Consider the following 21,781-nt stretch of genomic DNA (forward strand, 5'->3'; position numbering starts at 1 on the left):
GGGCGCGTCCGGCCCCCACCGCCCCGCACCCGACTACGAACCGAGAACCCAGCCGACATCCCTGACCAGCGCATGACGCCACCCGGCACGATCATGCCCCGACGCCGACCGCGACACCCGCACGCTCGCCCCGGCCCGCTCCACCAGCCGCTCGGTCACCTCACAATGCGGCAGCATCCGGTCCTCATGCTCCCCGACATCGAACGCGACCCGCAGCCCTGACAGGTCCACACCCTCCCGCAGTCGCTCGGCCATCGCGCCACCGACGGGCCCGCCCAAGGGATCGGCTGACCTCGACGCACCCGGCGTCCACCAGAACGACCCCGACTGACAGGCCACCCGCGACACCAACTCGGGAAACTCCAGCGCCGCGTACACCGCACTCAGCCCCCCGAGACTCTGCCCCGCGACCACCAGCCGCCCCGGGTCGGCCGGTACCCCCGACTCCGCCAGCAGCGGCAGCAGTTCGTCCCGTACCGCCTCCCACAGCTCCGGCCGGCACGTGAACTCGGCGACCCGGTCCTTCGCCGGCAGGAAGACCAGCGTGACCGGCGGCACCTCACCCGCCGCCACGGCCGAGTCGAACGCGGTCACGGCCGGATGCAGATACAGCCAGTCGTCCCCGTCGAGCAGCAGCACCACCGGCCCGCCGCCCCCCGCCGGATGCACCCGCACCGTACGCCGCCCGCCCAGCCGCTCACTCGCCCAGCGAACCCGCGCCCGCGGCACAGGCAGCACCGCATCGGCCCCGACGACGGGCCAGTGCGGCTGCGCCGGGGCGTCCGGCGTCGCGGCGATGGACCGGTCCCCGCCCGCGCCGGCCGGGTTGAACGGATCGGCATGGAAGACGCCCCCCGCCACGAAGCGGTACGTCACCCGCAGCCGCTCGGGCATGCGTACCCCTGCGTACCAGCAGTCGGTGTCCTGCCAGCGGCGCAGGGCGACCGGGTCCGACCAGCTCTCGAACTCGACGGTCACCGGCGACGACCCGCGCCACAGGAACAGGGTCACCCAACCGCCGCCCTCGGCGGGCAACGATGGGGGCGCCCCCACAGCGGCCCAGAACGCGGGACCGCCGGGCGCGCCCGGCAGCCCGAACCCGGCGAACGCGTCCTGACCGTCGGCCGCGGCCACAGGCATGAACGTCTCCTTGTGAGAGGGAAGGACCAAAGGCTAAGCTCCGTCAATTAGGCGAGCCTAACCTAATCTTGGCCCTCCGAGGAGGCAGCGCGCATGAGCACCAACCCCTTCGACGACAACGAAGGCCGGTTCCTGGTCCTGGTCAACGACGAGGGGCAGCACTCCCTCTGGCCGTCCTTCGCCGAGGTGCCCGGGGGATGGACGATCGCCTTCGCCGAGAACACCCGCGAGGCCTGCCTGGAGTACGTGGAGACCCACTGGACGGATCTGCGTCCCACGTCCCTCGCCGCGTCCCAGGACGCCTGATCCCGCCGATGCTGTGCACCAGGCTGACCAACGCCCGTTTCCTCACCATGGATCCGGACCATTCGGTCGCTCATGACCTGGGCATCTGGCAGGGCCGGATCGTGGGCCTCGACGAGGCGGCGACCTCCCTGCCCGCCCGGGAGGTCGTCGACCTGCGGGGCGCCACGGTCACCGCCTGCGCAGAAGCAGGCATCGGCGGCGCCCTCTTCGGCCACGGCCCCGTCGAACTCGGCGCCTACCAACTCGCCCGCGACAAGGACCTGTTGCCGCTGCGCGTGCAGCTCATGGTGGCGGCGGACCTGCTGCGCCCGGTCTCCGCGCACGAGACCGACGGCATCCCGCGCGCCCTCGACCTCGGCCTGCGCACCGGATTCGGCGACGACCGGCTCTGCCTGGGCGCGCTGAAGGTGTGGACCGACGGCGGCATGATGGCCCGCACGGCCGCGCTGACCAGCCCGTACGAAGGGCTCGACCACGCCGGGCAGCTGCAGGACGACCCGGAGGTCCTCACGAACCTGATCGTGCACGGCCACCTCGCCGGCTGGCAGCTCGCCGTGCACGCGATCGGCGACCGCGCGGCCGACGTGGCCCTGGACGCCCTCGAACGCGCCCGGCGTCTGCGACCCCGCCCCCAGGCCCGTCACCGCATCGAACACGCCGGCCTGATCCGGCCCGACCAGCTCCCGCGTTTCGCGCGACTGGGCGTCAGCGCGGTCGTCCAGCCCAACTTCCTGCGCAGCTTCGGTGACGACTACGCCTCGATCATGGGCGAGACCCGGGCACCCTGGCTGTACCGGGGGAAGGCGTTCCTCGACCACGGCGTCCCGCTCGTGGGCAGCTCCGAGGGGCCGGTCGCCGACGGATCACCCTTGCGCGCCGTCCAGTTCATGGTCGAACGCGCCTCCGCCTCCGGCCGGCGCATCGGCCCGGACGAGGCCGTCACCGTCGACCAGGCGCTGCACGCTTACACCGTCGCCCAGGCGCTGCACGCGTACACCGTCGCCCGTGCCTGCCACTGGGGGGACCGCCTGGGCAGCCTGACCCCGGGCAAACACGCCGACCTGGTCGTCCTTGCCCACGATCCCCGGCGCGTCGACACCTCGCGCATCGGTGACATCGAGGTGGTGGAGCCGTACGTGGCAGGCCGCCCGGCACGACATCGGAGCTCACGAGGGCGGCATCGACGTCCTGATCAACAACGCGGGTGTCTTCGGGACGCACCGTCCCGCCGACCGGATCACGCGCGGCCGACCCGGGCTGCACGGCGACCGACTTCAACGGGCACAGCGGCCCGCAGACAGTGACCGAGGGGACCGACGCGATCGTCGAACTCGCCACCATCGGAGCGGAGGGACCCACCGGCGTCTTCCGCGACCGTCACGGTGAGATGCCCTGGTGATTGCGCTCGTCCGACCTCTCAGGCTTCCGCCGCCGGCTACTTCGTCTTGCGGTTCGAGGGGAGGGCAGGCTCTTTCCCCAGCGCCTCGATCGTCTCTTCCATTTCGCGGACCTTACGGCGCAGTCGCACCAGTTCCTCGCGCTCGTCCACGCTCAGCGCGCCCGCCCCTCCTTGGCCTCGCTCCGCCGCCAGCTCCTCGGCAATCGCCGCCGCGAACGCGTCCACGTCGCCCTCGGTGGTGTCGAAAGAGGTCATCCAGCGGACCTCGCCGGCCTGCTCGTCCCAGGTGTAGAAGCGGAAACGCTTCTGGAGACGCTCGGTGACGGCCGGCGGCAGGACGGCGAAGATCTGGTTGGCCTGCACCGGGCGGGCGATCTCCAGGCCCGGCAGTTCGCGCACCGCCTCGTACAGCCGCCGGGTCATCGCGTTGGAGCGGGCCGCCGAGCGCAACCACAGGTCGCCGCCGAGCAGCGCCTCGAACTGCACCGACATGAAACGCATCTTGGAGCCCAGCTGCATGCTCGTCTTGCGCAGGTGGGCCATGCCGCGCACCGCGTCCTCGTTGAGCACGATCACCGCCTCGCCGAAGAGCAGCCCGTTCTTGGTGCCGCCGAGCGAGAGGACGTCCACGCCGACGTCGGTGGTCATCTCGCGCAGGGACACGCCGAGGGTGGCGGCGGCGTTGGCGAGCCGGGCACCGTCCAGATAGACGAGCATGCCGAGGCCGTGCGCGTGGTCGCAGATCGCACGGATCTCGTCCGGCGTGTAGCAGGTGCCGAGCTCGGTGGACTGCGCGATGGACACGACCCTGGGCCGGGCCCGGTGCTCGTCCTCGAAGCCCCATGCCTGACGGTCGATCAGCTCAGGGGTGAGCTTGCCGTCCCAAGCCGGCACCGTCAGGAGCTTGATCCCGGCGACCTTCTCGGGTGCCCCGCCCTCGTCGACGTTGATGTGGGCCGATTCGGCGCAGATCACCGCGTCCCAGCGGTCGAGCATGGTCTGCAGGGCGACCACGTTCGCGCCGGTGCCGTTGAAGACCGGGTACGTGTGCGCGGTGGGGCCGAAGTGGCCGCGCACCACTTCCTGGAGGCGCTCGGTGTAGACGTCGGCGCCGTAGCTGACCTGGTGGCCGCCGTTGGCCAGGGCGATCGCCGCGAGGATCTCGGGGTGCGCACCCGCGTAGTTGTCGCTGGCGAAGCCGCGCTCGTCCGGGTCGTGTCGTCGCTGTACGGTCATGGTGCTCGCCTACTCGTTTCGGTCGGACGGATGTGACACCTGTGATCCGGACGGGCGCGGGCCGGTCCGCTCCGGCCGGACAGGTCCCATGCCGCGACGCCGATCGGGGTGGCCCCTGCGGAGGGCGGCTTCGACCACGAGGGCGCGGGCAGGACGGAGTGCATCTGTGTGCGGCAAAGCGAAGTCCCCGGAGTGCAGCTGTACGGACCGGACTCGTGATGCCGATCCTGGCCGTGATCTTTCTATCCGGGCCCCTTCGTCTCAGTCAATGAAGACCGCAAATTTGTCTGCAAGAGCGTACCTCTGCCGCACATTCTGCGGAATCACGCACGGTCGGCGCCTGTTCGTCTCCCGGAAGGAACAGGTGGACAGTGGAGGCTGTGGCGGCCGGCGTTATGGGTGAGCGCTGACCAGCAGGGAGAATCCTCCTTCTCGGGCAGCTGGCCGGCTCCAGCATCAACGACGGCGCCGCCGCCCACACGGACCGGGAGCGGATCGAGGCCGGCTCGCCGTGGACGGTGTCCGCGTTCGCTTCCGCGCCCACCGTGACGCCCTCGATCCGGCCACGGAGTTGGGCACGCTGCTGCTGGTCGGTCAACTCACCCGCCCGGCCGCGGGTATCCCCCCCTACTGTCGTCGGCCCTGTGCGCGGCCGAGGCGGCCACCGGGCAAGTCGGGTGGCCGCCCTGCGTCACAGGGGGCGCAGCACCTCCAGACCGATCGCGGGTGCGGCCTTGTCGAGGTCGGCCAGGCACCCCTCGCGGGTGTCGCCGACGATGGTGACCAGGGCGTAGCGGCCGGCGACATGGCCGTGCGGCGGCAGCCGCAGCTCCTGGCCGGGGAGGGCGACCGCCAGGGCGGATTCCACCCCGGGGGGCAGCGCCGCGCGGTCGATCGACACATGGCGGGCGATGCAGTCCGCTTCCGGATAGTGGAAGCGGACGGCCGACACGCGGTGCCGGTCGGGGCGGATGTCGGGCTCGTCGCCGCAGGCCACTCGGGCGGCGACGAGCGCGGCGTCGACACCGAGGGCGAGCCGGCCGATGTCCGGGATGCGGTCGCCGCCGATCCGGGCGTTGATCTCCACGACCTTGGGGCCGGCGGCGGTCAGCCGCAGTTCGGTGTGGGTCCACCCGGTGGTGAAGCCGACGGCCCGGTGCGCACCGGCCACCACGTCCCGTACGCGCGGATCTTCCATCAGCGGGTCGCGGCCGTCGACGAGGTGGCCGACCTCCTCGAAGTACGGCGGGTAACCGCAGTCCTTGCGGGCCACGAAGGCCAGGGACATCCGGCCCTCGTACCATGCCGCGTCGACACTGATCTCGGGGCCGTCGAGGTACTCCTCGACCAGGACGTCCCCGGGGGCCACCTCCACGGCGCCGGGCGCGGTCGCCGCGCGGGCCAGCCGGAACCGGCCGGCCAGCAGGTGGGCGGACTCCACCTTCACCACGCCCGTACTGGCGTTCAGCGCACGGGGTTTGAGCACCAGCGGGTAGCCCACCCGCGCGGCGGCGGCGCGGGCCTGCGGGAGCGAGGTGACGGGCACCGACTCGGCCTGCGGCACCCCTGCCGCGCGGAGCGCCTCGCGGGTGGCGCGCTTGTCGCGGCACCGCAGCACGGCCTCGGGCGGGCTGCCCGGGAGGCCGAGCAGCCGGGCCAGTTCGGCGGTCTGCACGACCCGTGTGTCGTCCCAGGTGATGACCCCGGCACAGCCCAGGCCGCGGGCGGCGGCCGCCAGCGCGGCCGGGTCGCCGGTGTCGAGGACGGTGTGCCCCGTGACGTACGGCGCCTCCCAGGTGGGCGCGCGGTCGGCGAGCAGGTGGACGTCGTACTCCCCGGCCACCGAGCGCAGCAGGTACTCCCGGTAGATCTGCGAGCCGGCGCCGACGAGGGCGAGTGTTCTCCTCATGCGCGTGCCTCCGCCCCGGCGAGGTGGGCTGCCAGGGTGCGTACCGTGCGGTGCAGGTAGAGCTGCGGCAGGGGGAAGACGGGCATGCGGGCCTCGCGGAGCGCAGCCAGCAACCGTACGGCGAGCAGCGAGTTGCCGCCGAGGGTGAAGAAGTCGTCGTCCGGTCCGACGCGGAACCCGAAGACCTTCTCCCACACGCCGCGCAGCCGGGTCTCCAGGTCGCCGGCCTCCTCGTCCGCAGCGGCCGGTGTGCTCCGCACGCCGGCGAGGGGCTCCGGCAGCCGGGACGTGTCGATCTTGCCGTTGGGGGTGAGCGGGAGCGCGGGCAGTGCGGTGACCGTCGACGGGACCATGTGCTCGGGCAGGAACCGTGCCGCGTGGCGCCGCACCTCCTCGGTGCCGGCCGCGGGCGCCGCGCCGTCCGGGCCCTGGCCCCCGTCCCCGCCGCGGAGCACCACATAGGCGTCCAGCCGCGCGCCGGCCGCGTCGCCCGGCTTCTGCCGCAGCACCACGGCGGCCGCCGCGACACCGGGCGCGTCCAGCAGCCGGGCGCGGATCTCGTCCAGCTCGATGCGGAAGCCGCGCAGCTTCACCTGGTTGTCGAGGCGCCCCAGGTGCTCCAGCCTGCCGTCGGGCAGGAGCCGGCCCCGGTCGCCGCTGCGGTACATGAGCCCGGGGGCGTACGGGTCGGGGACGAAGCGCTGCGCGGTGAGTTCGGGCCGGTTCAGGTACTGGCCGGCCACTCCGGCCCCGCCGACGTGGATCTCGCCGGCGACGCCCGGGGGCAGCTCACGGCCCTCGGGGTCGAGGACGTAGAGGTGCCAGCCGGGCAGCGGGCGCCCGACGGACCGCGAACCGGTCAGCGCCTCGCGGCGGGTGACGGTCTGGGCGGTGACGTGCACGGTGGTCTCGGTGATGCCGAACATGTTGACCAGCCGGCACCGCGACGCCGGGTGCCGGTCGAGCCAGGACAGCAGCGGGCGGGTGTCCAGCGGTTCGCCGCCGAAGACGACCAGGCGCACCGAGTCCGTCACCGGCTCGGCCCGGTCGGCCTCCATCAGCTGGGCGAACGCGCTCGGGGTCTGACTGAGGACGGTCACTCGTTCCTCGCCCAGCAGCCGGGCGAACCGCTCCGGGTCCCGGGACGCCCAGTAGGGCACGACGACGAGCCGGCCGCCGGTCGTCAGGCAGCCCCAGATCTCCCAGACGGAGAAGTCGAAGGCACTGGAGTGGAAGAGGGTCCACACGTCCCGGCCGCCGAGCCCGAAGTCCGCGCGGGTGGCGTCCATGAGGGCCGCCACGTTGCGGTGCGGGACGACGACGCCCTTGGGGCGGCCGGTGGAGCCGGACGTGTAGATCACGTAGGCGGCGGCGTCGGCGGAGAGTGGTCCGGGCGCCGGCGTCTGCTCGTCCGGGTCCGCAGCGGCGAGGGCGCCGGGGTGGACCGTCCGCACGCCCTCCGCGGCGGGAAACGCCTCGGACTCGGTGACGACCAGGGACAGTTCCGCGTCGTCGGTCATGTACGCCAGCCGGTCGGCCGGGTAGGCGGGGTCCATCGGGACGTACGCCGCACCCGCCTTGAGCACCCCGAGCAGGATCACCACGAGGTCGGCCGTGCGGTCCAGGCAGACGCCCACCCGGTCCGCCGGTGCGACGCCGAGCGTGCGCAGCGCGCCGGCGACCCGCCCGGCCCGCTCGTCGAGTTGACGGTAGGTCAGTTCCTCGCCATCGAAGGTGAGGGCCGTCGCGTCCGGGGTCCGTTCGGCCCAGGACCGCACGGTCCGCTCGATGCGTTCGCCGGCCGCCTCGGATGCGGCGGGTGCGCGTCCCAGGCCGCCCAGGACGGCCAGGCGCTGCCGCTGTTCGTCGTCGAAGAGCGGGATGTCGGCCAGCGGCGTGTCCGGCCGTGCGGTGACCAGGCCCCGGTGGGCGGTGACCAGCATGCCGGTGAACCACTCGACGGCCAAGTCGCCGAAGGCGGAGCGCCGGTGGTGGCACACACCGGACAGGACGGTGGAGCCGTCGTCCGCCACGTGCACCGACAGCGGGTGGAGCGGTGCGAGGAACGGCCGGTCCTCGATGACCTCGGCCTTGAGGCCCTCGCCGGTGAGCACCTCGGCGGGCTCGGTGACGTACAGGCCGGCCGCGGGGGCGAGGGGCGCCGCCGGTTCCGCGTGCCGTACCCGCTCCAGGTACTCCCCGACCGTGGCGGTGGGGTCGGCGGTGAACGTGATGCTGTGCCCGGGGCCGGTGCCCAGTTCGACGTCGGGGCCGCCGGCGCAGCGCGCCAGGACGAGGCCGAGCGCCGCCGCGGCCGTGACGGCCGCCGGGGCGTCGCCGTGGACCGGCAGGGTGAAGGAGCGGCTGCCGGCGCCGGCCGCGCCGGGTTCGCCGAGGCCCCAGTCGGGGGCGGGTGCCCGGTCGAGCAGGGCCACCTGCTCGCCGAGCCGCCCGGCGGCGCCGTGCGGCTCGGCGACCGGGACGGTGGGCCGGGCGGCCGGGTCCAGCAGGGCGCGGGCCAGTTCGTACGGGTCCGCCGGCACCGCCCGGTGGGCGACGACGACGAGGTCGGCGCCCCCGTCGGCGTACCGCAGCAGGACCGCCCGCAGGCCGGGTCCCGTGGCCGGGTCGGTGGGGCGGGTCAGCTCGCGTTCCCGGGCGTGGGCCGCGGCGGGGGACTCCGCCCCGTCGGGCACGTCCTCGACCCACAGGCGGGCGGCGGCGGTGCCGGTGAGCAGCGCCAGGTCGCGGCCCAGCCGTTCGGGGTCGGCGCCGGTGTGGACGCGCAGGGCGACGGCGCGGCACAGCCGCCCGGCGGCGGAGGGATCGTGGAGGTGGTCGTCGGTCATCGGCTGGTGAACCCTCCGTCCACGGTGACCGTCGAACCGGTCACCTGTCGGGACTCGTCGGACGCGAGCCAGAGCGCGGCTCCCGCCACGTCGTCCGGCTCGATGAGCCGGTTCATCGGCTGGGCGGACACGAAGGTCTGCTCGTGTTCCTCGACGGGGACGTCGAGGGACCGGGCGATCTCGCTGAGCATCCGGCCCTCGGCCGCCTCGTCGTCGCGCACCGAGCCGGGGCACAGGGCGTTCACCCGGACCCCGAACGGCGCCAGGTCCAGCGCGGCGGCCTTGGTGAGGCCGACCAGCGCGTGCTTGGCAGTGACGTACCCGGCGAAGTGGCGGTAGCCGACGAGGCCGGCGGTCGAGGCGACGTTGACGATGCTCCCCGAACGCTGCCGGGTCATGGGGCCGCCGACGGCCCGGATCATCCGCCAGGCGCCGGAGACGTCGACGTCGAGCATCAGGTCCCACTCGTCGGGCGTGATGTCGTGCACGGTCTTGCCCGAGGGGGCGGCGATCCCGGCGTTGTTGAGCAGGACGTCGATCCTGCCGAACCGGTCGAGGGCCGCGTCCACCACGGCGCGCACGTCCTCGGTGTCGCGGACGTCGGCCGGCACGGTGACGACGGACCCGGCGCCCTGCTCGCGGCAGAGGAGCGCGGTGTGGGCCAGCTGGTCGGCCGTGCCCAGCGGGTAGGGCACCCCGGGCAGGTCGCGGCCGATGTCGGTGAGGAGCAGGTCGGCGCCGGCCCGGGCATACGCCACCGCGCACGCCCGGCCGATCCCGCGTGCGGCGCCGGTGACCAGGGCGGTCCTCCCGGCGAGCCGGCCGGGCGGGCGCCCGGCCGGTGCGGTCGGCACGTCGTGTGCCGTCGGGGCGGGTGCGGTCACCGTCGCACCGCCAGTCCGGCCAGCTCGGCGTCGAGCAGGCGCATCAGGCCGTCGGGCGACTCCACCACGTACATGTGCCCGCCGGGCAGCTCGGCGTGGTGGTACGCGGCCGTGGTGGCCGCCTCCCACTCCTCCGCCTCGCCGCGGGAGACGAGTTCGTCGTGGTCGCCCCGCACGGAGACGACCGGTACGGGGAGGGGCTTGCCGGAGGGCGCCCGGTAGTTCTCGTGCATCTCCACGTCGGCGCGCAGCGGCGGCAGGAGCATCTCGCGCAGGTCGGGGTGCTCCAGTGCCGGGTGGGTGTACCCGGCGAACTCCCGCACCTGCGCCAGGAACGCCTCGTCGGTGAGGCCGGTGGCCCTGGTCCGGCGCTGCGTCCAGGGGCCGGGCGAGCCGCTGACGATGAGCTTGACCACCTCGGGCCGGCCCAGGGCGCACAGCCGGTGGGCCATCTCGTAGGCGAGGACGGCGCCGAGGCTGTGGCCGAACAGGGCGACGGCGGGGCTGCCGGCGATCCGGTCGAGCACGGACGGCAGCAGGTCGTCGACGGCGGCGACGACGTCGGTGTGCAGCGGCTCGCCGAAGCGCTCCTCACGGCCCGGGAGCTGGACGGGGGTGATGAGGACGGTGTCGCTGCCGTACTCCTGGCAGCGGCGGTACACCGAGGCGCCGGCGCCGGCGAACGGGAAGCACAGGACGGGTATCTGCGGCATGTCAGCCCTCCATCTCGGTCGTGGTGGCCCACGCCCGCTCGATCAGTTCGCCGGTGCCGGCGGGGTTTCCTCGTACGAAGTAGTGGCCGCCGGACGCCAGCCGCTGGAAGCGCACGTCCTCGGCGAGCAGCCCCCAGGAGCGGTGGGCCTCGGCGGCGTGGGTGAGGCCCTGGTCGTCGTCGGCGACGACGACCGTGAACGGCGCTTCGATGCGCCGCCCGGACGGCTGCTCGGTGCGCCCGATGAAGTAGCGGTAGCCGCCGCACACGTCGTGGCGGAACGAGTCGCCGAGGAAGGAGATGTAGCGGTGGTCGAGGCCGTCCAGTTCGCTGTAGCCGGTCTCCTCGACCATGTACGTGATGATCTCCTCGTCGCTCCAGCCGTCGATCATGGCGATGGACTCGCGCATGTCGGAGGCGGGCGGCAGCAGCTTGGACCCGATGAAGACGTGCCGGAGGTCGAAGCCGCGCTCCTCCAGGACGCGGGCCAGTTCGACGGTCACGGCGGCGCCGCCGCAGTGCCCCCAGAGGATCAGCGGCAGGTCGGCGCGCTGCTCGATCTCGTCGACGATCCGCACCACGGTTTCGGCGACGTCGGTGAACTCGCCCCGGCGCTCGGGGCTGTGGCCCGGCTGTTCGACGCCGTACACGACGAGGTCGGGGGTGAGCTTCTCGATCGCCTCGGCGAGCGGTTTGAAGTTCACCGGGTGGCCGCAGGGGTACGGGACGCAGATCACCGCTCCGAGGGCGTCCTCGCCCGGGGCACTGGTCAGCCGCTGGAGCAGCTCGCCGTCCTCCTGGCCGGCACCCTCCTCACGCGTGGAGCGCTCGTCCACCAGGGCGGCCAGTTCACCGAGGCGTGAGATGCGGGTGAGGTCGGAGAGGGTGACCAGTCCGTCGAGTTCCAGCACGACGCGCAGCGCCAGCAGGGAGTTGCCGCCGAGGGCGAAGAAGTCGCCGTCGCGGGCGATGGCGGAAGCCGGGGTGCCGAGAACGTCCGCCCAGGCGCCCCGGATGCGGGCGACGGTGGCCTCGGAGGCGCTGCCGGCGGTGGAGCCGGCCCGGTCCGCCGGGCGGCCGGCGGGGCCGGGCGTGCGGCCCAGCAGGGCCAGGTCCTCGTCCGCGAGCAGGGAGTCGGCCTCGTGCGGCGCGTCGGGTTCGGCGGCCATCAGCTCCAGCACCCGCACGAAGTAGCCGCCGATCCGGTCGATCTGCGCCTCGTCGTACAGGTGGGTGTGGAAGTGCAGGCAGAGCTGGAGCTCGTCGTCGAAGAAGTGCCGGGAGAACTCGGTGCGGAACGGGAACTCCGTCTCGGAGTCGACCCGCATGTCCAGCAGGGAGAACTCCGGCAGCTTCTTGAGGTTCTGGAGCAGATAGAAGTGGGTGAAGTTGAAGGTGGTGCTGAACAGGACGCGCTGGGTGGCGAGGTCCTGCTTCATCCGGGCCATCGGGTAGCGCCGGTGCGGCAGCAGGTCGAGCTCGGCGCGGTACACGCGGCGGATCAGGTCGGCCCAGCTGCCGCCGGCGAGGTCCACCTGGAAGGGCACGGTGTTGAGGTGCAGGCCGAGGGTGGTCTCCGCGCCCGGCAGCTCCGGCCGGCCGCTGTGCTCGTAGCCGGTCATCACGGTGTCCTGGCCGGACACCAGGGCGAGGACCTTCATGTGGGCGGCGAGCAGCACGTCCTTGAAGGGCACCGACAGGGCGTCGGCGGTGGCCTCGATGCGCTGGGTGAGCCCGCTCGGCAGGGGCACGTCCCGCAGGACGACGCGGAAGTCGTCGGTGGGCTCGGCACCGGGCCGGGCCGGCACGTCGACGGGGTGCGGGTCCTGCAGCACCTTCAGCCAGAAGTCCCGGGAGTTCTGGGAGCGCAGTGCCTCGGTCTCCAGGCCGACGAAGTTGCGCAGGTGGTTGTCGACGGGCGGGCGGGAGGTGTCGCGGCCTTCGCGCAGCTGGTGGTACAGCTCGAACAGCTGGGTGTGCAGCAGTGAGATGGACCAGCCGTCGAGTGCCGAGTTGTGCTGGCTGACGGTGTAGCGGAACAGGTCGTCGCCGAGCACCTGGACGTGCAGGGTGACCAGCCCGCCCTCCTCCCACACGAAGCGGCGGGCCTTCTCCTTCGCCAGCCACTCCTGGTGCCAGGCCTCCTGCCCGGCCGCGTCGAGGTGGCGCAGGTCCGCGACGGTCAGCGGCGGGTCCACCTCCCGGTGCACGATCTGGAGGAACTCGCTGTAGCCGGTGAGGTGGTAGGTGGTACGCAGGATCGGGTGGCGCGACGTGAGCAGGCGTACGGCCTCGGTGAAGGCCTCGGTGTCGAAGGCGCCGGTGATCGAGTAGCTCAGCACGTCGTGGTACTGGCCGAGGCCGCCGGTGATCTCGGTCTGGAAGATCAGCCCGGCCTGGAGCATGGAGAGCGGGTAGGCGTCCTCGGCGTCCTCCGGCAGCAGGGCCCGGTCGGAGTCGTCGATCAGCTCGAAAGGCCGGAACGCGCCGCGCGCCGCGACGTCCGCCTCGGCGGTCGCGGACTCGTTCCCGTCCTCGATGCAGCGGGCGAGCCGGGCGATGGTCTGGTGCTTGAAGAGCTGCTGGAAGGTGAACTCCAGCCCCGCCTCGCGGGCCTTGGCGAGGACCGACACGAAATGGATCGAGTTCCCGCCGAGGGCGAAGAAGTTGTCGTTCACGCCGATCCGGTCCCGTCCGAGGACCTCGCGCCAGATCTCCGCGAGGGTCTTCTCGTGCTCGGTGCGCGGGGCGACGTGGCCGGCGGGCCTCGGGCGCAGCGCGTCCGGGCTGCGCAGGGCCGCGCGGTCCAGCTTGCCGTTGGGGGTGAGCGGCAGTGCGTCGAGGGCGAGGACGCGGCCGGGCACCATGTACGCGGGCAGCGCCTCGCGCAGGTGGTCCTTGAGCGCGCTCTCCGCCGGGGCCTCCCCGGCCGGGACGACGAAGCCCCGCAAAGAGGCGGTCAGGCCGTCGTCCACGGCGACCACCGCGGCGTCCCGGACGTCCGGGTGGGCCCGCAGCCGTTCCTCGATCTCGCCCGGTTCGACGCGGAAGCCGCGGACCTTGACCTGGAAGTCGACGCGCCCGAGGTAGTCGAGGGTGCCGTCCGGCAGCCACCTGACGCGGTCACCGGTGCGGTAGAGGCGCTCCTCGCCGACCGCGGCGCCGCCGGTGAATCTCTCGGCGGTCAGCTCCGGTCGGTCGAGGTAGCCGCGGGCCAGGCCGACGCCGGCCACATGGAGTTCACCGGGCACGCCCACGGGGCACGGGCGGCCCTGGTCGTCGAGGACGTGCATCCGGATGTTGTCGATGGGCCGGCCGATGGGAAGCCGGGCGCGGCTGTCGGCCCGGTCGAGGCCGGTGACGGGCTGGTGGGTGACGTCGACGGTCGCCTCGGTGGGACCGTAGAGGTTGATCAGGCGGGCCTCGGGGAGCAGTTCGGCGAACTGCGCGGCCTGGGCCGGGGTGAGGGCCTCGCCGCTGGCGAAGACCTGCCGTACGGTCCGGGCCCGGGAGACGTCGCCGAACCGGTCGAGGTGGCCGAGGAACATGCTGAGCATCGACGGCACGAAGTGCAGGGTCGTCACGGAGTGCCGGCCGAGCGCGGCGAGCAGCTCGGCGGGGTCCTTCTCGGCGCCGGGCGCGGGCAGGGCGAGGGCGGCGCCGGCGAGGGGCCACCAGAACAGCTCCCAGACGGAGACGTCGAAGGAGACGGAGGTCTTCTGCAGGATGACGTCGCCGGCCCCGAGCGGGTAGGCGTTCTGCATCCAGGCGAGCCGGTTGACGGCGCTGCGGTGCTCCACCTGCACACCTTTGGGGCGGCCGGTCGAGCCGGAGGTGTAGATGACGTACGCGACGTCCCCGGCGCCGCCCGCGGGGCCGGGGACGTCGGCGTCGGCGTACACGGCGGCGTCCTCGAGGTCCAGCGCCGGGGTGTCGCCGAGCAGTGCGGCGAACCGGGCCTGGGTGAGCGCGAGGCGCGCCCCGCTGTCGGCGAGGAGGAAGTCGATGCGGGCCTGCGGGTAGGAGGGGTCGACGGGCAGGTAGGCGCCACCCGCCTTGAGCACCGCGAGCAGGCCCGTCATCATCTCGGGCGAGCGCTCCGCGACCAGCGCGACGACCGTGCCGGGGCCGACGCCGCGTCCGCGCAGGGTGTGCGCGAGCCGGTCGGAGCGGGCATCGAGCTCGCCGTACGTCACGGTGCCGGCGTCGGTGAGGAGCGCGGGGGCGTCGGGAGTGCGGCCGGCCTGCGCGATGAACAGGCCGTGCAGGGTGGTGTCGCGGTCGAAGGGCCGCGCGGTGGCGTTGCTCGCCGCGATGATCTTCGCGTCCTCGTCCGTCCACAGTGGCAGGTCCGTGACCTGCCGGTCGGGTTCCGAGGTGGCCAGGTCCAGCAGCAGGGCGTAGTGGCCGGCGACGCGGCGGACGGAGTCCTCCGCGAGCCGGTCGGTGTCGTACGTGACGGTGACGACCAGTCCGCCGTCCTCGCGGGAGACGGTGAAGCGGGTGGCGGCGGGGGTGGCGTACCCGGCGTCGTGGAAGCCGGTCAGCTCGATGGCGGTGTCGAAGGCGTCGGCGCGGCCCAGTTCGGCGGCGAGGACGGCCACGTCGCAGTCCTGGTGGCGCTCGGCCTCCTTGACGGCGGCGGCTACCCGGGCGAGCAGTTCGCGCAGGGTGCCGGTGGGAGCGGTGCGCAGCAGGAGCGGTCCGCCGGCGTGGCCGGCGGCGGCGCCCCGGGTGGGCTGGGCTACGACGACGTCCTCCTGGCCGGTGCAGCGGCCGACGAGGGCGATCAGGGCGGCCGTCAGGACGACGTGCAGCTGCTCCGGCCGGTCGCGGCTGACGCGGTCGAGACGGGCGGTCAGTTCGGGTCCGAGGCGTACCGCGTGGGTGGCGGTGGGCACCCGCTCCCGGTCCGCCGGCGGGCGGAAGTCGGACAGGAAGCCGGAGGTCTCCGTGAGCGCGGCCAGCTGGGATCGCCAGTGGGCGGCCTGCGCGGAGGGTGCTGCCTCGGAGTGGTGCGACGGCATAGGTGTCTCCTGGATCGAGCTGCGAGTGAGTGCGTGACGGGCTGTGCGTGTGCGTGGTGCCGTGTGCAGTCAGAGATCGAAGTCGAGGTCGAAGCCGGAGGGGGCGGGCAGGAGTGCGCCCAGGGAAGTGGCCGGGTCGGTGGTCACCGTGTCGAGCACCGAGGTGAAGGTGTCGCGCCAGGTCTCGACCGTGTCGCGGCGCAGCAGACCGGCCGCGTACTGCCATGCGACGTCCAGGCCGCCGGGCGTCTCGTGGATCTGCATGTTGAGGTCGAACACGGCCTGTCCGGTCTGTTCCAGGCGCAGCGGTACGCGGGTGCCCCGGAAGTCGACGGAGAGGTAGCGGGTGCTGTGCAGCGCGAGGAGCGCGTCGAACAGCGGGGTGCGGCTGTAGTCCCGCCCTGGGGCCGTCCGGGCCACGACCTCCTCGAACGGGAAGTCCTGGTGCGCGGCGGCCTCCTGGGCGGCCTCGCCGGTGCGCCGCAGGAAGGCGTCGTACGGCAGGGCGGGGTCGGCGTCGAGGCGCAGGACGACGGTGTTGGCGAACATGCCCACGGTGCGGTGCAGTCCGGGGACGGTGCGGCCGGACACGGGGGTGCCGATCGTGATGTCGGCCGTGCCCTTGAGCCCGGCCAGCAGCAGGGCGTACGCCGACGCCAGCACGGCGAACGGTGTCACGTCGTGCGCGCGTGCCACGGCGCGGATCCGGTCGGTCCGTTCGCGGCCGAGGCCGAAGGCGAGGACGTCGCCGTCGAGTTCGCGCAGCGGCGGGCGGGGCCGGTCGGTGGGGAGGTCCGCCGGGTCGACCGGTTTGGCGAACACCTCCTCCCAGTGGAGGGCCTGCGCCTCGCGGGCCGCGGTGGCGTCGCGTCCCCCGAGCCACACCGCGTAGTCCCGGTAACTGCGGGCGGGCGGGGTGGGTTCGCCGCCCGCGTACAGCAGCGCCAGATCCTCCAGGAGCGGGGTCAGGGAGAAGCCGTCCACGATGATGTGGTGCAGGTCCAGCCGCAGCCGGACGCCCTCGCCGGCCGGGTGCACCTCGGCGCGCCACAGCGGTGCCCGCGCCAGGTCGAAGGGTCGGACGAACGCCCCGGGCGGCGTGGCGTCGCGCGGGTCGTCGACGACCCGTACCGAGGGTTCGGCGTGGTCCTCGACGCACTGGCGGACCTCGCCGCCCTCGACGGTGAAGCGGGTACGCAGCGCCTCGTGGTACTCCGGGAGCCGCCGCAGGGCGTCCGCGAGGCGCGCCGGGTCGGTGCCGGCGGGCAGGTCGAGGGTGACGGGCACGTTGTAGTGCACCGCCCGCTCGTCCTTGATCTGCTCCAGGTAGACCTGTCGCTGCTGCGGGGTCACCGGGTAGGTGTCGGCGTCGGGCGCGGCCGGGATGCGTGCCGCGGCGGTGGCTGTGGACTCCCTGAGCAGGGCGGCGAGACGGGCGGGCGTACCGCTGCGCAGGACCGCGCCCGCCGGGCAGTGGCGGCCCAGCCGTTCCTGCGCGCCGGCGGCGATCAGGGTGGCGGTGAGCGAGTCGGCGCCCAGGTCGCGCAGGTCGTGGCCGGTGCCGATGCCGGTCAGGCCGAGTGCCGCCTCGGCCAGTTCGACGAGCGTGCGCTCGATGTCGTCGGCCGGCGCGGTGTACGGCGTCGCGGCGAGCAGGGGTGAGCCGTCGGGGTCGGGAAGCCGGCCCCGGTCCACCTTGCCGGTGTGGGTGAGCGGCAGCCGCTCCAGGGGCACCAGGTGGGTCGGGACCATGTGGCCGGGCAGGGTGCGGGCGAGGTGGTCGCGCAGTTCCTCCGGCCCGGGCGGCCGGGGGCCGGCGTAGTAGCCGCACAGCCGCAGGTCGCCGCGGCCCGGCAGGGGCCGTGCCGTCACGACGGCCTCGGCGACCCGGGGGTGGCCGAGCATGGCCTTCTCGACCTCGACGGGTTCGATGCGGAACCCGCGGATCTTGACCTGGTGGTCGCGGCGCCCGAGGAAGTCGATGACTCCGTCGGGCCGCAGACGCGCCAGGTCGCCGCTGCGGTACATCCGGCCGCCGGGGACGAAGGGGTCCTCGGTGAACCGCTCGGCGGTGAGGTCCGGCCGGCCCAGGTAGCCGAGCGTGACGCCCGCCCCGCCCAGGCACAGTTCACCCGGTACGCCGACGGGGCACAGGCGTCCCGCCTCGTCGAGGACGTACGCGGTGGAGTTGGCGATCGGCCGGCCGATGGGAATGCGGCGGCCGTCCAGGTCGTCGCGGGTGACGCGGTGGGTGAGGGAGAACGTGGTGTTCTCCGTCGGCCCGTACCCATTCACCACGGTCAGTTCCGGGCACGCGTCGAGGGCTTTCGCCAGGTGCGGGGAGGAAAGCGCGTCACCGCCGACGACGAGTTCCCTCAAGGGGTGGAACGCTTTCGCGTCCTGCTCCACCAGCTGGTTGAAGAGCGGGGAGGTCAGCCACATGGTGGTGATCCGCCGCGTGCTCACTTCCCGGCCCAATTCCCGGGCGTTGAGAATGACGTCCCGGTCGGCCATGTGGAGACTTCCGCCATTCAGCAGCGGTCCCCATATCTCGAAGGTGCTCGCGTCGAAGGCGACCGAACCGGTGGGCAGCATTCTGGTGTCCGGCCCGAACGGTACGTATTCCGTTCCTTTGACCAGCCGGACCACGTTGCGGTGCGTGACCTGGACGCCTTTCGGCGTGCCCGTGGTGCCGGAGGTGTAGCAGATGTACGCCAGGTCTCCGGCAGACGCGGGGTCGGCCGGGGCCTGTGCTCCGGCGCCCGGGTGCGGGATGACGGCGGCGTGCCCGTGGTCCCGGACGTCCACGGTCAGGACCGTGCCGTCGAAGGGCGGGGCCGCCGGGAGGCCGGGGCCGGTGACCAGCACCCGCACCGAGGAGTCGGCCAGCAGCCAGCCGGTGCGCTTGGCCGGATGGTCGGGCTCCAGCGCGACGTAGGCCGCACCGGCGCGGAGGATGCCCAGCGCCGCGACGACCAGTTCCGGGCCGTGCGCCGCTCGGAGTCCCACCCGGTCGCCGGTGCGCACCCCGCAGGCGCGCAGCGTGGCCGCCAGGTCCGCCGACCGCCGGTCGAGTTCGTGGTAGTCCATCCGCCCGTTGGCCCAGGTGACGGCGGTGGCCTCCGGGGTGCGCCGGGCCTGCTCGGCGAAGAGCCCGTGGACCGTGGCCGTGTCCGGCCAGTCGACGGCCGTGTCGTTGAGGGTGCCGAGGATCAGCGCCGGCTCGCCTTCCGCGAGGAGGTCCGCCTCGCCGACGGTGGCGTCGGGCCGGCGGGCGAGGAACTCCCGTACGCGCAGCAGGTGCTCGGCGAAACGTTCCATCGTGGCCGGTTCGAACAGGGCGGAGCGGTACGCCAGGCGGGCCTTGTCCCCGTCACGGATCAGGAGCAGCTCGCACGCCTCGCCGGGCGCCGTCGCGGCTCCCGTCCCCGTCGCCGCCGTCGGGGCGCCGGGGGCCGTGTGGTCCGCGTACCGCACGGGTGTGCCGGCCGAGGGTCCGGCGGGCTGCGGCGCGGCGCACCCGGCCAGCAGTGCGTCGACCGGTCCGGCCGAGTCCACGGTCAGCGCCAGGGCTCCGCGGTCGGTGTCGACGAGGAGCCGGCGGCGGCCGGTGTACCGGTGCAGCAGCACGGCGTACGCGGCGAGGAGGAGGGCGCCCTCCTCGTCGGCGTCGTGGCGCGGCAGGGGCGGCAGGTCGACGGTGAGGGTGCGGAAGGGTGCCGTACCGCTGTCGAGGGTGCGCGGGTGGTCGGTGACGAGCAGGACGGGTTCGTCGGCGTCAGGAGCCGGAAGGGACGATGTCATTCTTGGTCTGCTGGTCATCGGCCGCGGTCACCCCCAGTCTGAACGGGGTACGACGGAAGAGGACGACCGTGAGGATGCCGGGCGCGGCTGCGAGCGCGGCGACCGCGATGATCAGCCCGTGGTAGTGGCTGTCGGTGAGCAGGAAGCCGCCCAGCGCCGAACCGGCGGGCAGGGCGCCCGCCATCACCGTGCGCATCAGCGTCATGGCGCGGCCCCGCATCTCGTTGGGCACCCGTGTCATCCGCACCACACCGCCGAGGACGGTCATGGGCGCCGACAGGATGCCGTTGAGCGCCAGCCCGAGCAGGATCCAGGGCAGCGCGGTCGGGATGAGGAAGAACAGGACGGCGCCGGAGAGCAGTTGGAAGACGCCGATGCGGAGCATCTGCTTCTCGGAGGTCTGTACGGCGCCGGAGACCAGCGAGCCGATGAGTTCGCCCGCCGCCATCACGGCCAGCATGAGGCCGAGGACCCCGGGCCCGCTGCCGAACTCGAACTTCGCCAGCCACGGCAGCGCGACCACCAGGGCGCCGGCGGAGACGTTGAAGGCGCCGAACGAGAGCGTCAGCACCAGCAGGAACCGGTCGCGGACGATGAGCCGGAAGACGGGCGCCCAGCCCGGCCGCTGCGGTGCGTCACCGGTGGTCTCCGCCGGCTCGGGGCGCCCCATCGGAGCCTTGATCCGGCTGATCAGGAAGGCGAAGAGCAGGTAGGTGGCGGCGTCCAGGAGCAGGACGTTGGGAGCGCCGAAGAGGGTGATCAGACCAGCGCCGATGGCCGGGCCGAGGACGTTGGCGGCGCCCATGGCGGTGGCTTCCAGGCCGGAGGCCGCCTGGAGCTTGTCGGCGGGCACCAGTTCGGGCAGCACGGCGGGTGTGCCGGCCAGCGGAATGATCTTGAGGAAGCCGTACACCAGCGCCACGACGTACAGGTGCCAGACATCAAGGGAGTCCGCGAAGGCGAGGAGCGGGATCAGCGCGACGACCACGCCCCGGAACACCGAGTCGTAGATGAAGAGCTTGCGCCGGGAGAACCGGTCGAGAAGCGGGCCGACGACGGCCCCTCCGGCGATCACCGGAAGCGTGAGGCAGACTCCCAGGATTCCCAGCCCGGCGGCGCCGGCCTCCTCCACCGTGATCCAGGCGAGCGCGGCGTAAGTGGCACCGTCGCCGAGCAGGTTGAGCACCAGAGCCGACCAGAGCAACCGGTAGTCACCGATGCGCAGGATGGCCAGATATGCTTTCACGTTCCACACCGTTCGGTAGGCCGAAATGGGCAAGCTAAGTCAGCGGGTGGCATGAAACGCGCCAACACCGCCGCGGGTGTGCGAATGGGAGAGACGCCGGGGCGTGATGTGCCGGCATGCCCGCGGGCATGCGTCGACGATCCCGGCGTTCTTATGTATGACCTGTCAGGCGTGCTCGTTTCCGGCTCTCGAGTCCGGAATCCCCCGTGCGAGTGTCCTCAAGAAGTGCCCCCACCCCCGTATTGCGGCTACCGGAGCAGCGCGCGTTTTCCGCCGATCGTTCTAACAGTTCGCGTGAAACGCGTCAACGACGGTGGATCCAGAAGGAATGGCCTGTTCCGCAGCTTGAATTCGGACGGTGGGCGACGTCGCCGAAGAACGGGCCACGAGCGGCTTCGCTCACTCACCCCCGTCGGCCGGCCTCCGCGGCGGGCGGTCCGGACGGCTTCCTGGACGGGTGTGACGGCCGGATGCACACCGCTGATCACGGCGCATGGCGGCGGGAGGTCCAGCCCTTCGCCGCGGGACGCGTACGCCCGGCGTATGGGGTTGGGGAGGCGATCCGGGAAGCCGGCCGGACGGCTCGGGGGAGGGGCGCGGCGGGCGCTGTGTCCGGCCGACTGATCGGGTTCCTGACGAATACCCGCGCTTTTCAGTCATGATGACGACACAATTTGCTCGCCTTGCGGCCAGTGAACCGGTGGATTTCCCGCGTAGTTCGCCCCTCAGGGCGGCCGGCCGACGGCCCGCCGTCACCGCCCGCGCAGCGCCCTGGCGAGCGCCGGACCGAGCCGTCGCTCGAGGGTGCGCAGCGCCTCGGCCCGCCCGGCCGCACGACCACCTCGGCGCGCGAGGGGTGGTCAGAGTGGCCTCACGTTCCAGTACCTCGGTGTCCGCGCGGTACCTCGACGATTGTTTGTCTTCGTCATGGGTGGCCTGCCCTGCACGGCGGATGTGCAGGGCAGCCGAGCGATATCGAGCAGTGGACGGCGATGCCGCCGCGTGCCATCACCCGCATGCCGGCCAGGAACGTCTCGTGCGGGGCGCCCGGGCCGAGCGCGTCGACGTAGATGTCGGCGCCGTAGCCGCCGGTCTCCTCGCGGACCCGGTCGTCGAGCGAGCCGTCGTCCAGGGCGACGTACCCCAGCACCTCGTACCAGAAGCGCGCCAGACGCTCGGCTCCCGCGCAGTCGCAGGTGACGTGGAACTGCTTGATCGCGGCATCGGCGCACCCTCAAGGGCGTCCCGTGCCTCTGCCGCCCGGCGGCC

General features: G+C 73.0%; 12 protein-coding genes and 1 pseudogene. 3 read left to right on the top strand and 10 right to left on the bottom strand.

Annotated features, from left to right (window positions below; genetic code table 11):
- Nucleotides 1-33 precede the first annotated feature (33 nt).
- The gene (locus tag AB0B29_RS13465) at nucleotides 34-1,140 is read right to left on the bottom strand and encodes an alpha/beta hydrolase-fold protein (RefSeq protein WP_362238112.1); all 1,107 of its coding nucleotides are present in this window, start codon (nucleotides 1,138-1,140) and stop codon (nucleotides 34-36) included.
- A 93-nt stretch (nucleotides 1,141-1,233) separates the two neighbouring features.
- Here AB0B29_RS13465 and AB0B29_RS13470 point away from each other — a divergent pair, with 93 nt between their 5' ends.
- From AB0B29_RS13470 to AB0B29_RS37760, 3 genes and pseudogenes are all read left to right on the top strand, one after another.
- Entirely contained in the window at nucleotides 1,234-1,446 is a 213-nt protein-coding gene (locus tag AB0B29_RS13470; protein WP_104780493.1) for an MbtH family protein, read from the top strand.
- An 8-nt stretch (nucleotides 1,447-1,454) separates the two neighbouring features.
- Nucleotides 1,455-2,750: an amidohydrolase gene (locus AB0B29_RS13475; protein ID WP_362238114.1), complete on the top strand. Its 1,296-nt coding sequence runs from the start codon at nucleotides 1,455-1,457 to the stop codon at nucleotides 2,748-2,750.
- Nucleotides 2,690-2,845: pseudogene (locus AB0B29_RS37760) on the top strand (SDR family NAD(P)-dependent oxidoreductase); the annotation flags it as partial. The gene AB0B29_RS13475 and the pseudogene AB0B29_RS37760, both read left to right, overlap by 61 nt.
- 36 nt (nucleotides 2,846-2,881) lie before the next feature.
- Here the strand turns inward: AB0B29_RS37760 and AB0B29_RS13480 are convergent.
- The 9 genes from AB0B29_RS13480 to AB0B29_RS13520 form a co-directional block, all read right to left on the bottom strand.
- Nucleotides 2,882-4,081 (bottom strand): threonine aldolase family protein, encoded by a 1,200-nt coding sequence (locus tag AB0B29_RS13480; RefSeq protein ID WP_362238118.1) that lies wholly within the window; start codon nucleotides 4,079-4,081, stop codon nucleotides 2,882-2,884.
- A 691-nt stretch (nucleotides 4,082-4,772) separates the two neighbouring features.
- On the bottom strand, nucleotides 4,773-5,990 hold the full coding sequence (locus AB0B29_RS13485; protein ID WP_362238121.1) for an ATP-grasp domain-containing protein: 1,218 nt from the start codon (nucleotides 5,988-5,990) through the stop codon (nucleotides 4,773-4,775).
- Nucleotides 5,987-8,839 carry an amino acid adenylation domain-containing protein gene (locus AB0B29_RS13490; RefSeq protein WP_362238124.1) on the bottom strand — a complete coding sequence of 951 codons (2,853 nt, stop codon included), beginning with the start codon at nucleotides 8,837-8,839 and terminating at the stop codon, nucleotides 5,987-5,989. The genes AB0B29_RS13485 and AB0B29_RS13490 overlap by 4 nt, the downstream gene beginning before the upstream one ends.
- A complete protein-coding gene (locus AB0B29_RS13495; protein WP_362238704.1) occupies nucleotides 8,836-9,693 on the bottom strand; it encodes an SDR family oxidoreductase in 858 nt (285 codons plus the stop codon). The genes AB0B29_RS13490 and AB0B29_RS13495 overlap by 4 nt, the downstream gene beginning before the upstream one ends.
- Nucleotides 9,694-9,719: 26 nt before the next feature.
- Nucleotides 9,720-10,436 (bottom strand): thioesterase II family protein, encoded by a 717-nt coding sequence (locus AB0B29_RS13500; protein WP_362238127.1) that lies wholly within the window; start codon nucleotides 10,434-10,436, stop codon nucleotides 9,720-9,722.
- 1 nt (nucleotide 10,437) lies between these two features.
- A complete protein-coding gene (locus AB0B29_RS13505) occupies nucleotides 10,438-15,462 on the bottom strand; it encodes an amino acid adenylation domain-containing protein (RefSeq protein ID WP_362238130.1) in 5,025 nt (1,674 codons plus the stop codon).
- 69 nt (nucleotides 15,463-15,531) lie between these two features.
- Entirely contained in the window at nucleotides 15,532-19,266 is a 3,735-nt protein-coding gene (locus AB0B29_RS13510) for an amino acid adenylation domain-containing protein (protein WP_362238133.1), read from the bottom strand.
- Nucleotides 19,241-20,512: an MFS transporter gene (locus tag AB0B29_RS13515; RefSeq protein ID WP_362238136.1), complete on the bottom strand. Its 1,272-nt coding sequence runs from the start codon at nucleotides 20,510-20,512 to the stop codon at nucleotides 19,241-19,243. The genes AB0B29_RS13510 and AB0B29_RS13515 overlap by 26 nt, the downstream gene beginning before the upstream one ends.
- A 925-nt stretch (nucleotides 20,513-21,437) precedes the next feature.
- Nucleotides 21,438-21,662, bottom strand: coding sequence for a hypothetical protein (locus AB0B29_RS13520; RefSeq protein WP_436845839.1), 225 nt, complete (start codon nucleotides 21,660-21,662; stop codon nucleotides 21,438-21,440).
- Nucleotides 21,663-21,781: the final 119 nt, after the last annotated feature.

Source organism: Streptomyces tibetensis (genome assembly GCF_040647715.1).
In the GTDB taxonomy this organism is placed as follows: domain Bacteria; phylum Actinomycetota; class Actinomycetes; order Streptomycetales; family Streptomycetaceae; genus Streptomyces; species Streptomyces tibetensis_A.